The sequence below is a fragment of the Delftia sp. DT-2 genome (assembly GCF_028401915.1).
GTDB lineage: Bacteria > Pseudomonadota > Gammaproteobacteria > Burkholderiales > Burkholderiaceae_C > Comamonas > Comamonas tsuruhatensis.
In genome coordinates this window covers 235,382-248,124 of the sequence record NZ_JAQOTI010000001.1, presented here as the reverse complement: position 1 = coordinate 248,124, position 12,743 = coordinate 235,382, and the positions used below count along the sequence as shown (strand labels likewise).

General features: G+C 67.3%; 11 protein-coding genes. 5 read left to right on the top strand and 6 right to left on the bottom strand.

Annotated elements, in window-relative coordinates; all coding sequences use genetic code 11:
* Positions 1–54 precede the first annotated feature (54 nt).
* Positions 55–1,353: an MFS transporter gene (locus PO605_RS01110; protein ID WP_016449002.1), complete on the top strand. Its 1,299-nt coding sequence runs from the start codon at positions 55–57 to the stop codon at positions 1,351–1,353.
* Positions 1,354–1,371: 18 nt separating this feature from the next.
* On the opposite strand, the gene PO605_RS01105 is transcribed toward PO605_RS01110, so the two are convergent.
* The 3 genes from PO605_RS01105 to PO605_RS01095 form a co-directional block, all read right to left on the bottom strand.
* A complete protein-coding gene (locus tag PO605_RS01105; protein ID WP_272205792.1) occupies positions 1,372–2,580 on the bottom strand; it encodes an FAD-dependent monooxygenase in 1,209 nt (402 codons plus the stop codon).
* Positions 2,581–2,956: 376 nt separating this feature from the next.
* Positions 2,957–3,250, bottom strand: a complete 294-nt coding sequence (locus PO605_RS01100; RefSeq protein ID WP_016449004.1) for an H-NS histone family protein — start codon at positions 3,248–3,250, stop codon at positions 2,957–2,959.
* Between the two features lie 100 nt (positions 3,251–3,350).
* Entirely contained in the window at positions 3,351–4,664 is a 1,314-nt protein-coding gene (locus tag PO605_RS01095; protein WP_016449005.1) for a hemolysin family protein, read from the bottom strand.
* 24 nt (positions 4,665–4,688) lie between these two features.
* Here PO605_RS01095 and PO605_RS01090 point away from each other — a divergent pair, with 24 nt between their 5' ends.
* Positions 4,689–5,534, top strand: coding sequence for a symmetrical bis(5'-nucleosyl)-tetraphosphatase (locus tag PO605_RS01090; RefSeq protein ID WP_016449006.1), 846 nt, complete (start codon positions 4,689–4,691; stop codon positions 5,532–5,534).
* Positions 5,535–5,612: 78 nt separating this feature from the next.
* On the opposite strand, the gene PO605_RS01085 is transcribed toward PO605_RS01090, so the two are convergent.
* From PO605_RS01085 to PO605_RS01075, 3 genes are all read right to left on the bottom strand, one after another.
* Positions 5,613–7,109 (bottom strand): DEAD/DEAH box helicase, encoded by a 1,497-nt coding sequence (locus PO605_RS01085; RefSeq protein WP_016452606.1) that lies wholly within the window; start codon positions 7,107–7,109, stop codon positions 5,613–5,615.
* Between the two features lie 185 nt (positions 7,110–7,294).
* Complete coding sequence (ypfJ, locus tag PO605_RS01080; protein WP_047474453.1) at positions 7,295–8,176, bottom strand: KPN_02809 family neutral zinc metallopeptidase; 882 nt, start codon at positions 8,174–8,176, stop codon at positions 7,295–7,297.
* A gap of 108 nt (positions 8,177–8,284) precedes the next feature.
* Positions 8,285–8,641 (bottom strand): hypothetical protein, encoded by a 357-nt coding sequence (locus PO605_RS01075; RefSeq protein ID WP_227472599.1) that lies wholly within the window; start codon positions 8,639–8,641, stop codon positions 8,285–8,287.
* 101 nt (positions 8,642–8,742) lie between these two features.
* Here PO605_RS01075 and PO605_RS01070 point away from each other — a divergent pair, with 101 nt between their 5' ends.
* The 3 genes from PO605_RS01070 (at position 8,743) to nadA (ending at position 12,735) form a co-directional block, all read left to right on the top strand.
* Positions 8,743–9,690: a delta(1)-pyrroline-2-carboxylate reductase family protein gene (locus tag PO605_RS01070; RefSeq protein ID WP_047469425.1), complete on the top strand. Its 948-nt coding sequence runs from the start codon at positions 8,743–8,745 to the stop codon at positions 9,688–9,690.
* A 15-nt stretch (positions 9,691–9,705) separates the two neighbouring features.
* Entirely contained in the window at positions 9,706–11,457 is a 1,752-nt protein-coding gene (locus PO605_RS01065) for a sensor domain-containing diguanylate cyclase (RefSeq protein WP_047469427.1), read from the top strand.
* Between the two features lie 144 nt (positions 11,458–11,601).
* Positions 11,602–12,735 (top strand): quinolinate synthase NadA, encoded by a 1,134-nt coding sequence (gene nadA, locus PO605_RS01060; RefSeq protein WP_017405637.1) that lies wholly within the window; start codon positions 11,602–11,604, stop codon positions 12,733–12,735.
* The last annotated feature ends 8 nt before the right edge of the window (positions 12,736–12,743 follow it).

Below are 12,743 nucleotides of genomic sequence, written 5' to 3'. Positions count from 1 at the left end.
GGCGACAGCGCGCATGCGCGCAAACGGGTAAGCTGCGGCGCCAGGAGAAATACCGTGTCCGCAGCGCCGCAACAGCCCCCACACAACAACACACACACAGAGGCTTCGCAGACCTCCACCGCAGCACCGCCGCCACGCAGCCAGCTGCTGTGGGCCATGCTGCTGGCCCTGCTCTCGGCCTTTGCGCTGAGCCAGGCCTTTCGCACCACGACCTCGGTCATGGCGACCGGCCTGCAGCAGGATTTCGGGCTTACGGCCCAGTCGCTGGGGGCCTTTGCGGGCCTGTTCGGCCTGTCCTTCGGCGTGGCCCAGCTGCTCATGGGCATCGGCATGGATCTCTACGGCCTGCGCCGCACGGTGCTGCTGTCGTTTCCGCTGGCGATCGCGGGATCGGCACTGTCCGCCGCCGCACCCAATTACGGCTGGCTGATGGTGGGCCAGTTGCTGATCGGCGTGGGCTGCTCGCCGGCCTTCCTGGCCTGCACCATGTTCATCTCGCGCCACTTTCCCATGGACCGCTTCGCCTTTCTGTCGGGCGTGGGCATGGGCGTGGGCGGCTTGGGACTGCTGTTCACAGGCACGCCGCTGGCCTGGCTGGTCCAGCATTTCGGCTGGCGCTCGGGCTTTGCGCTGCTGGCCGTGATGTCGGCCCTGTCGTGGCTGCTGATCTGGTGGCGCGTGCACGAGCCCGCCCGCCGCGGAGCACAGACCGCCGCACGGGAAAGCTGGGGCGTGGCGGCACGCCGCATGGCCGAGCTGTTCACGCTGCCGCACACGCTGGGTATCGTCCTGCTGGCCATGGCCTGCTATGCATCGTTTCTGGCGCTGCGCGGCCTTTGGCTGGGGCCGCTGCTCATCCATCGCTATGGCTTTTCGCTGGTGGAAAGCGGCAATGTGGCGCTGGTCGTATCGATGATCTCGCTGTTCAGCCCCGCGATTTTCGGGCGCATGGACCCCGGCCCAGGACGGCGCCGGCGCTGGCTCACCAATTACTCGCTGCTCATGGGCAGCCTGTTCATGCTCATGGCCTTTTTGCACCATGGCTGGACCAATGTGGCGCTGATCTTCGCCATGGGCCTGCTGTCGGGCTATTCGGTGCTGCAGTACGCCGATGTGCGCGCTTCCTACCCGCCCGAGATGACCGGCCGCGCGCTGTCGCTGTTCACCATGGCCATGTTCCTGGGCGTGGCCCTGGTGCAATGGTTCACGGGCTGGGTGGCGGCCTGGGCCGAGGCCTGGGGCGTGGAGCCCTACAAGGCCGTGATGATCTCGATTGCAGCCACCCTCGTCGGTGCGTCAACCGCGTTCCGTTTCCTGCCCTCCTCGCCGCTGCTGCGCCAGGCATCCGCCTAGCGGCCGGAGTCTGTGCCTCTACAAGGCATTGGCGGCCGAGCCATCGCCACGGTACAGCCAGGGCAGATCCATCAGCCGGGAGCCCAGCAGGCGCAGCGACAGGTCACGCCCCCAGCGCACCGGACCCGTGGCATGGAAGATGCGGCCATTGCGCTGCGAGCGCGCCTGCACGCGCGCATTGCGCTGCCAGCGATTGAGCGCGTAGCGGCGCAGGCGCATGTTGACGTCGAGATCGTGCATGGACAGGGCGCGCTGCAGCTCCGCTGCATCTTCAATCGCCATGCCGGCGCCCTGGGCCAGATAGGGGCGCATGGGGTGGGCGGCATCGCCCAGCAGCGCCACCACGCCGCGCGCCATCTGCGCGGCCGATTGCACAGGCGGGCGGTCCCCCACCGGCCACAGCCGCCAGTCACCGCCAGCGGCAGGCACATGCTGGACCAGGTCCAGCAGGTGCGGGCAGCTGCCCTGCAGCACCCGCACCAGATCATCGAGATTGCCCGCATGGTCCCAGTTCGCCAGGTCCTCGGGCGCCGGGCCCTGGACGATGACCACCAGGTTCTGCAGCTCGCCCCGGCGCACGGGGTACTGGATGGCATGCATGCGCGAGCCCAGCCAGGCCGTGACATCAGTGGCCCGCAGCCGCTTGGGCAACTGGGCCTGGTGCACCAGGGCGCGGTAGGCCAGGTGCCCGGTGACACGCGGCGGGCCGTCGCCCAGCAGCTGCTGGCGCAGGACGCTGCGCACGCCGTCGGCAGCGACCAGGGCATCGCCTTCGATCAGCTTGCCGGCCTGGGTTCGCACGGTGACCACGCCGTCCGTTTCGGAAAAGCCTTCAATGGGCTGGCCCAGGTTCAGGTGCATGCCCGGATAAGTCTGAGCGGCTTCCTTCAGCAGCTGCTGCAGATCGGCCCGGTGGATGGTGGCGTAGGCCGCGCCATAGCGTTGCACGGACTCTCTGCCCAAGGGCATATGCGCCAATTCCTGCCCGGTGACTGCGCTGCGCACGCGCAGGCTGCCCGGCAATGCCACCACCTGCTGCAGCGGTTTTTGCAGGCCCCAGGCCTGAAGCCGCCGCACGACATTCGGACCGATCTGGATTCCGGCGCCCACTTCACTGAGCGCGGGCGCCTGCTCGAAAAGACGCACTTCCCAACCCGCCCGCGACGCACCGATGGCGGCGGCCAGGCCACCAATGCCGCCGCCGGCAATCAACACCTGCTTGTTCATGCGCGTATTGTGCCCCTGCCTTCGCCCATGGTGGCTGGTGCCTGGATATTCAAGTCGGCCACCACTGAAGAAAATCAAAAAATCATCGGATTTGTCTGAAACACGCATGCATCCGCCATGCGTTGAGACGCCAAGACCCGGAAACACCCACCTCGCATGCTCCAAACTGCCGCAAGGTGCATCACTGGCACCGTGCATTTTGCGTTACCGCCAGAAATCGACCCTGGCATCGGCCGCCGCGCAATGTCCGTGCACAGGCCCACGCTTTGCACAGCGCATGATAGTCATTCTCAACCGAGTCAATTTTTGACAAATGGCCGTGCCAATGAAAAAAGCCCGCACAAGGCGGGCTCTTTCAACATGCGCGATGGAAAAATCAGATGACGAACTTTTCGCGGTCCTGATTCTGAATCCACTTCGGCGGCTTGCCGCGTCCGGTCCAGGTCTGGCCAGTGGCGGGATCACGGTACTTGGGCGCCACCTTGGTGCCGGTTGCACCCGCATTGCCGCGACCACGAGCCGAAGGAAAGACGTCATCCGCAGTCAGGCCATATTCGGCAATCAAATTGCGAACCTTGCCCACGGCGTCAGACAGTTCACGCTTGCGCGCTTCCTGGATCTGTTGCTCCAGTTCCTGTCGCTGCTTCAGCAATTCCTTGTAAGAGCTCATGGTGTGCGCCTTGAAAGTTGTTTAAGAGCTTTCATTATAAAAACATAATCGCCCTACAGGGCAAGACGCATGTAAGCAAAATCCACAATATCGCAGTTGCCTATTGCAGCGAGGACCCTTCGGATAATTCCGAAATGGCAAGCACCTTGTCAATGCGTTTGCCATCGAGATCAATCACCTCGAAGATCCAGCCCGCGCAGCTGATCCGCTCTCCCAGAACCGGCAAATGACCGCTTTCCGCCATGAGAAGGCCGGCAACGGTGTTGTATCGGCCACGGTGCTCATCGGGCAGGTCACGAATATCGAGGCGCGCCTTCAGCTCCGATATGGGCATCAGCCCGTCCAATAACCAGGAGCCATCCCCACGCTGCATGGCCCATGCTTCCGTTTCGGTCACAGGCTGTAACTCGCCGGTAATCGCCTCCAGCAAATCGCGCGGCGTCATGATGCCCTGCACCACGCCATATTCATCCACCACGAACACCATGCGCCCGGATCGGGCACGCAATTGCTCCAGCAGTTCCATGGCGCTGAGCGTCTCGGGCAGGAACGAGGCCGGCAGTACATGCTCGTAGAGCGTGGAGCCCGCCGCATCGGGACCCAATGCCAGCAGGCGCGCCACGCTGATGATGCCGACCACGTCATCAAGGGAATTGCGGCACACCGGATACCAGGAATGGCCGCCCTTTGCGTGGTCATCGGCCGAGGCCTGCAATGCCTCGGTGACGGTCATGTCGGCATCCAGCCATTGCACATCGCCGCGCGGCACCATGATCGACGTCAGCGAGCGGTCATCGAGATGGAAGACGTTCTGCACCATCTGGTGTTCGCTGGCCTCGATGACGCCGGCATCGCGGCCCTCGGCAAGGCTGGCCGCGATCTCCTCCTCGGTCACGGAGCGTGCCGCCGATTCATTGATGCGCAGCAAGGTCAGCATGGCGCGGGTGGAGAAGGCCAGCAGCCGCACAAAAGGCTTGGCTGCCGACGCCACCCACGTCATGGGCCGTGAGACCACGATGGCCACGGTTTCGGGATAGAGCTGGCCGATGCGCTTGGGCACCAGCTCGCCGAAAACGATGGTGACGAAGGTGATCACGGTCACGACGACTGCCGTTGCCGAAATGCTGGCTGCGCGCTCTGGAACGCCCAGGCCCAGCAGCCATGCGGCCAGTCCGTCGCTGAAGGCCGCCTCACCCAGGATACCGTTGAGCAGGCCGATGGAGGTGATGCCCACCTGCACCGAAGAAAGAAATTGCGTGGGGTTGTCGAGCAAGGCCAGTGCCGCCACCGCCCCCTTGTCGCCTGTTTCAGCCAGTGCCACCAACCGAGCCTTGCGGCTGGAGGCCAGTGCCAATTCGGACATTGCAAACACCCCATTGAGCAGCGTAAGCAACGCGATCAGCAGAAAATCCATGGTTCGTATATCAGAAAGAAGACCATGGCACTTTACTGTATCGGTGATATCCAGGGATGCCACGACGCCTTTGAGCGCCTGCTGCAACGCGTGGATTTCTCCGCCAGCCGCGATACCTTGTACATCCTCGGCGACCTGGTGAATCGCGGCCCGGCATCGGACAAGGTACTGCGCACCTGCATGGCCGCCGGCGACTCCATGCGCGCCCTGCTGGGCAACCATGACCTGCACCTGCTGGCCGCCGCCCACGGCGTGCGCCGCAACAGCCGCCGCGACACCTTGGCCCAGGTGCTGCAAGCGCCCGATCGTGACCAGTTGCTGGACTGGCTGCGACAGCAGCCGCTGGCGCGCAGCCACCGCACGGTGCATGGCGATGAGCTGCTGATGGTCCACGCAGGCGTGCTGCCGCAGTGGACCGCCCAGGAAGTGATGGACCTTGCAGGCGAGGTGCACACGGTACTTCGCAGCGCGCAATTGCCGGATTTCCTGCAAGCCATGTACGGCAACCAGCCCGATCGCTGGTCGCCGGATCTGCAGGGCTGGGAACGGCTGCGTGTCATCGTCAACGCGCTGACCCGGCTGCGTTTTTGCAGCGCTCAGGGGGTCATGGATTTCGACAGCACGGAGTCGGCAGAGCAGGCGGCGCCAGGACTCATGCCCTGGTTCGATGTGCCGGGCCGCGCCACGGCGGGCGTGCCCATTGCCTTTGGCCACTGGTCCACGCTGGGCCATATCAACCGGCCCGATCTGGTGGCGCTGGACACGGGCTGCGTCTGGGGTGGCTGCCTGAGCATGATGCGCTTCGGCGACCATCTGGCGGACAGGGAGCTGATCCAGGTGGATTGCCCGCAGGCCCAGGCCCCAGGCTGATCGGGAGCAGCCCGTGCACCCATGAAAAAACGCCTGCAAGGCAGGCGTTATTCGGGAAGCAGGCCGCGTGTGCGGCGCTCAGACCTCGGAGGTGGCGACAGGCGCGGCGGGCGCGACCGGTGCCTTGAACAGCGCCGCCAGCTTGCGCTTGGGCTTGATGTTGCCGCCGGCCTTGGGCGCAGCGCGCTGGCTTTCCCAGTTGGCGTCGGCGCTGGCCGAAGGCTCATAGGGCTTGTCGAAGAAGGGGTCGGAATGCGCCGGGCGCTGGGCCATGCGCGAGCCGCGATGGCCGAAGCCCGTGCTGCCCCGTGCGGCATCGGCACCGCGATCGCCACGCTCGCCGCCGCGATCCCGTTCACGACCGTACCCGCCGCCAGCGCCTTGGCGCGGCAGCTCGTCGAAACGGTGACCACGCGGCGCGCTGCCGCGGAAATCTTCCATGGGGCAGGTTTCGACGTTGATCTTCTTCTTGATGAGCTTCTCGATCTCGCCCACCAGGCGCGCATCGTGGTTGGTCACCAGGGTCACGGCAATGCCGGAGGCGCCTGCGCGGCCCGTGCGGCCGATGCGGTGCACATAGTCTTCGGCGTTGAAGGGCACGTCGTAGTTGAAGACGGCCGGCACGTCCTTGATGTCCAGGCCGCGGGCCGCGACATCGGTACACACCAGCAGATCCACCTCGCCGCGCTTGAAGGCTTCAAGCGCCTTCAGGCGCTCGTCCTGGCTCTTGTCGCCGTGCAGCGCCGTTGCGCGCAGGCCATCACGCTCCAGGGCACGCGTCAGGCGGGCGCAGCCCAGCTTGCTGTTGGAAAAGACGAAGGCCTGGCGGATCTCGCGCTGCTTGAGCAGCGAACGCAGCGCATAGCGCTTGTCGTCGTCGCTGACGCTGTAGAAGCGCTGCTCCACCGTGGACGCCGTCTCGTTGGGACGGGCCACTTCGATGGTGACGGGGTCTTGCAGGTAGCTGCCGGCCAGGCGCTTGATCTCGGGCGAGAAGGTGGCGCTGAACAGCAAGGTGGTGCGTGTCTTGGGCAGATGGGACAGGATGCGCTGCAGGTCGGGCAGGAAGCCGATGTCCAGCATGCGGTCCGCCTCGTCGAGCACCACGTACTCGACCTGGTTGAGCACCACGTTCTTGGCTTCGATATGGTCAAGCAGCCGGCCCGGCGTGGCCACCAGCACCTCGACGCCCTTTTTCAGTTCCAGCGTCTGCGGTTTCATGTCCATGCCGCCGAACACCACGGTGCTGCGCAGCTTGGTGTACTTGGCGTACTGGGCGATCTGCTGAGCCACCTGGTCCGCCAGTTCGCGCGTGGGCAAAAGCACCAACGCCCGCACGGGGTGCCGTGCAGGCGAAGCGGAGGCATTTTCGTGGCGCATCAGCCGCTGCAGCAACGGCAGCGAGAACGCTGCCGTCTTGCCCGTGCCGGTCTGGGCTGCGCCCATGACATCCTTGCCGGTCAGAACAACCGGAATGGCCTGCGCCTGGATGGGCGTCATGGACTCGTAGCCCATGTCGGCCACGGCGCGCGCCAGGGACTCGGCCAGTTGGAGATTGGAGAAAGAGCTTGTCATTGAGGACGCTATTGTCGCACCTAGCGCGATTTGTGCGTTGCAATAACGCCAATTGGCACCTGGACAAGCATGGCGTTGCGTGAGCGCAACCCGCAAAAACCCGGTACGAGGGCCCGCTATGCGGGCATTTTTTCATCGCCGGGCCGCCGCCTCGAGATGGGAAAGCGCCCCTCGGGGGGCATTTTTCAAAGCGAAGCGGCCGAGAAAGTGTCGCAGGACTTGACGCTGCCGGTGCGCAGACCGGTGCTGAACCAGCGCTGGCGCTGGGCACTGGTGCCATGCGTGAAGCTGTCGGGCACGACGGCGCCGCCACCGGCGCGCTGCAGGGCGTCGTCGCCGATCTTGGAAGCGGCATTCATGGCCGACTCCACATCGCCCTGCTCCAGGATCTGGCGTGCGCTTTGCGCGCGGTTCGCCCAGACGCCGGCCAGGCAATCGGCCTGCAGCTCCAGCTTGACCGACAGATGGTTGTATTCGACCTTGTTGACGCGGCCCCGCGCACGGTCCACCTGGGCGCTGATGCCCAGCAGGTTCTGCACGTGGTGGCCCACCTCGTGGGCAATCACATAGGCCTGGGCAAAGTCGCCGGGGGCGCCGAGCTGGTTCTTGAGCGTCTCGTAGAAGCCCAGGTCGATATAGACCTTCTGGTCGGCAGGGCAGTAGAACGGCCCCATGGCGGACTGCCCCGTGCCGCAGGCCGTGGGCGTGGCGCCGCGGAACAGCACGAGCTTGGGATCGGCATATTGGGCGCCGCCCTGGCGGAACACCTCGCGCCACACATCCTCGGTATCGGCCAGCACGGTGGAGACGAAGCGGGCGAGCTGGTCGTCGGCCGGCGGCTTGTGGGCCGGCCCCTGGGGCTGCTGCACCTGCACCGGCGCGCCGCCGCTGAGCGCCCCCAGGATGGTCAGCGGATTGATGCCCAGCACCCAGCCACCGACCAAGGCGATGACGATGGTGCCGATGCCGATGCTGCGCCCGCCAAAGACGGGACCACCACCGCCACCACCACCGTCATCACGGCGGTCCTCCACATTGTCCGACTCGCGGTTGCCTTCCCATCTCATGGTGTTCGCTCCTGGATCTGTGCTGCGGCCTGCAGCATCGGGCGGCGATATTACGTCGGAACCTGCGGGGCCGCAGCGTCCGCAGTCCCGGCAATGATACGGCGTGTATCAGCGCACGGGCTGCACCGCCATGGGGGCAGTGACGGGCGGCGCCTGGCTGCGCAGTACCTGCTCGCGCGCCACCAGCACCATGCCGGCCAGCAGCGCGGCGACGATGCACAGTCCGACGACGACCGCCAGGCCCAGCCCCCATCCGCCGCGCCTGCGCCGCTCGCGTGCAGGCTCGCCGGGCCTGCGGGGCGCAGGTGCCTGTTCGCTGGGAGGCTCCTCGCGCTGCCACGGTTCGGGCGCGGGCCCGCGCCGCTGCTGCTCGTAGCGCGGGGCCGATTCCTTGCGGGGAGCTTCGGGCCGCGCCGAACCGTCCCAGCTGGGCTCCTCGCGCGGATAAGAAGGCTTTTGTGACATAGGCGACATCGTAGTGCCTGCGCAGGCCCGCGCGGGCCTGGGTGCACCACCGGACACATCGCGCATTGGCCTGCGCGCGCCTACTGTGTACAGTCGCGGCCATGAGCCATTCCAGCACGCACTCCTCCGCCGCCCTAGACGCGCAGGCCACGGCCGCCCTGCTGCCCTGGAAGGAGCTGGCCGAAGAGATCGCGGCTGTACTGCTGCAGCCCCAGGCAGTGCAGGTGCCGCCGCGCATCGTGATGCCACTGCCCGCAGGAGGCAGCCTGTTTTGCATGCCCGCCACCGATGGGCAGGTGGCCATGACCAAGCTGATCAGCCTCACGCCCGGCAATGCCGGCACGCCGCGCGCCACCATCCAGGGCGATGTGGTGGTCTTCGATGTGGCCACGGGCGAGCGCCGCCTGATCCTGGACGGCCCCACGGTCACGGCGCGGCGCACGGCCGCCGTATCGCTGCTGGCCGCGCAAAGGCTGGCTCCCAATCCGCAGGGCCCGCTGCTGATCGTGGGCGCCGGCGTGCAGGGCCTGGCCCATATGCAGGCCTTTGCAGCAGGCCTGGGCGTGCGCGAGGTCCAGGTGGCATCGCGCAGCGCCGAGAGCGCCCAGTCACTGGTCAGCCAGGCGCATGCCATGGGCCTGCAGGCCAGTGCCGTGCAGGATCTGGAGGCCGCCGCGCGCCATTGCCCGCTGATCGTGACCTGCACGCCGGCCCGCGCCGTGGTGCTGCATGCAGCCCCGCGCGCCGATGCCTTCGTCTCGGCCGTGGGCGCCTTCACGCCGCAGATGGTGGAGCTGGCGCCCAGCCTGTGCCTGGGCCTTGCGCAGGCGGGCCGCGTCGTCGTCGATACCGCAGATGCGCTGCACGAAGCCGGTGATCTGCTGCAGGCGGGCATGGACGTGGCCGCCCTGCCCACGCTGGAGCAGGTGGTGCGCGAGCAATGGCTGCGCCCGCAGGTGCCGGTGCTGTTCAAATCCTGCGGATGGGGGGACTGGGACCTTGCGGCCACCCGCCTGGCAATGCGCCGGGCTGCGCTTCAGAACAGTTGACGACGGATTTCTGCGTTGAACGAGCTTCCCCCCCCGGATTCCCCCGCCCCGCCCCCAAGCACCGAGCCCGGCCGCTGGCAGCGCCTGGGCCTGCGCACGCAACTGGCCCTGGTCTTCGGCTCGCTGCTGGTGGGCGTGACGGTGCTGATGTCGCTGGCCTTCGGCGAACTGCTGCGCTGGCGCATGGAGCGCGAGGTCAGCGCCTCGCTGCATGCCATGGCCTCCAACGCGGCGCGGCAGTTGTCTGAAGGGCTGTTCAGCCGTGCCCATACCGTGGAGGTGCTGGCCGCTTCGCCGGAGCTGTGGGTGCAAGGGCTGGATTCCCCGGGCGTGGGAGCGCTGCTCAACCGCGCCCGTTCGCTGACGCCGTCCAACCTCTGGATAGGCGTGGCCGACGCCGAGGGCACGGTGCGCAGCGCCACCGACCAGTTGCTGGTGGGCCACGATGTCAGCGACCGGCCCTGGTTCGAGCCGGGGCTGCAGCGCGTGCATGTGGGCGACGTGCGTGCCTCCTCGCCGCGCATGGCCGCGCTGCTTGCGCCCCCGGCCGACGGCGCGCCGCGCCGGTTCATGGACTTTGCAGCGCCCATCCGCGTGGGCGGACTCACGCAGGGCGTGCTGTGCATGCACAGCAGCTGGGAATGGGTGCGAGAGACCATGCAGACCTTGCAGCAGGCCGACAGCGGGGATCGCCAGATCGGCCTCTTCATCTTTGACCGCCACGGCAAGATCATCCACGCCCCGGGCGACAGCCTGGAGCCGCTGCAGGCGCTGGACCAGCGCCTGCCGGTGGCCCATACCGTGTCTGCCGATACGTCCGATGCCACGCTGCTGCCCGTGCAGGTGGCGCGCTGGCAGGACAGTCCGCAGAGCTTTCTGACGGCCACCGTGCCGCTGCAGGCCCACAACCGGGTGACGGCCATGGGCTGGCACATCGTGGCCCGCCAGCCGCACGACAGCGCCTATGCGCCCGCGCGCCAGGCCATGCACCAGGTGCTGGCCGGCGGCCTGGCGGCGGCGCTGGTGGCCGCCGTCATCGCCTGGCTGGTGGCACGAAGGCTCAGCCAGGACCTCAAGCGCCTGGCCCGCGCGGCCAACGGCATCGATGGCAGCGGCGCGGCGCCGGACATTCCGCAGCTGCACAGCAGCCGCGAAGTGCACCGCCTCTCGCAGGCGCTGCGCGGCAGCATTGCCCAGCTGCGCTCGGCCAACGAGGCCATGGAGCGCCAGGTGCGCGAGCGCACCCTGCAGCTGCAGCAGGCCAATGCCGAGCTGGAGCACCAGGCGCGCAGCGATCCGCTCACGGGCCTGCTCAACCGCCGGGGCTTCGATTTCCAGCTGGACTTCGCCATGGCGCTGGCGCGCCGCAGCGGCCGCCCCTTGAGCGTGCTCGTCATCGACGTGGACCACTTCAAGCGCATCAACGACCAGCATGGCCATGACATGGGCGACGCCGTGCTGCGCACCCTGGCGCGCGCCTTCCGCATGCGGCTACGCGAGTCCGACGTGCTGGCCCGCATGGGGGGCGAGGAATTCCTGGCCCTGCTGCCCGACACCACGGCCGACGCGGCCGTGGCCATTGCAGAGCAACTGCGCGAACTGCTGGCCTCCACGCCCATGGCCCACGGCGAGCCCGTCACCGCCAGCGTGGGCGTGGCCACGCTGCGCGGCACCACGGACACGGCCGCCACCATGCTGCGCCGTGGCGACGAAGCGCTGTACGAGGCCAAGGGCGCAGGCCGCAACAACGTGCAGCTTCAGCGCTGAGACGGCCCCGCGCCGCTTTCTGCCCCCTCGGCTTGCCGCCTGCCGCAAAACACCAGTGCGGGAAAAAACATCACACTAATACTCAAATTGAGCATATTATTCGCAGCCATCACCAGACCTTTTCCACAGTCCCGGACGGCCACCATGCAGCTCAAATCCGTGCAGTACGACAAGCCCCATTTCTCCCACGCCGGCCAGTGCGGCATCGGCGAGGCCTGGGCCCGCATTCCCCCTGAACTGGACCGCGCCCAGCGCCTTCGGACCACCGAGCGCATACGCGCCCTGCTGCACGAGCGCGATGCCGTGCTCGTGGCCCACTACTACGTGGATGGCGAACTGCAGGACCTGGCGCGCGAGACCGGCGGCTGCGTGGGCGATTCGCTGGAGATGGCGCGCTTCGGCGCCCAGCACCAGGCCAGCACCCTGGTCGTGGCCGGCGTGCGCTTCATGGGAGAGACCGCCAAGATCCTCAGCCCGGAAAAGCGCGTGCTCATGCCCGACGACGACGCCAGCTGCTCGCTGGACCTGGGCTGCCCGGCAGACGAGTTCAGCGCCTTTTGCGACGCCCACCCGGACCGCACGGTCGTGGTCTACGCCAATACCAGCGCAGCGGTGAAGGCGCGTGCCGACTGGGTGGTCACATCGTCGGTGGGACAGGACATCGTGGCCCACCTGCACGCCTGCGGCGAGAAGATCCTCTGGGCCCCCGACCGCCACCTGGGCGCCCACATCCAGCGCCAGACCGGCGCCGACATGCTGCTGTGGCATGGCTCCTGCCTGGTCCATGACGAGTTCAAGGCCGACGAACTGGCCGCCATGGCGCTGGAGTATCCGCAGGCCGCCATCCTCGTGCACCCCGAGTCGCCGGCCGCCGTGGCCGCCCAGGCGGACGTGGTGGGCTCCACCACCCAGCTCATCAACGCGGCTGGCCGGCTGCCCACCGACACCTTCATCGTCGCCACCGACCAGGGCATCCTGCACGACATGCGCATGCGCTACCCGGGCAAGACCTTCCTGCCCGCCCCCACGGCCGGCCAGGGCGCCACCTGCAAGAGCTGCGCCATGTGCCCGTGGATGGCGATGAACAGCCTGCAGGGCGTGGAGCTGGCCCTGGAGCAGGGCCTGTGCGCCATCGAGGTGGATCCCGCCATCGCCCAGGCCGCGCGCCGGCCCATCGAACGCATGCTGGCTTTCGCGGCCGGCCACCGCCAGCCCGTGCGCGCCAGCGGTGACCTTGCGCGCGATGCGGCGCTCTTCCAGCACTTCGGTCCCGCCTGAGGAGCACG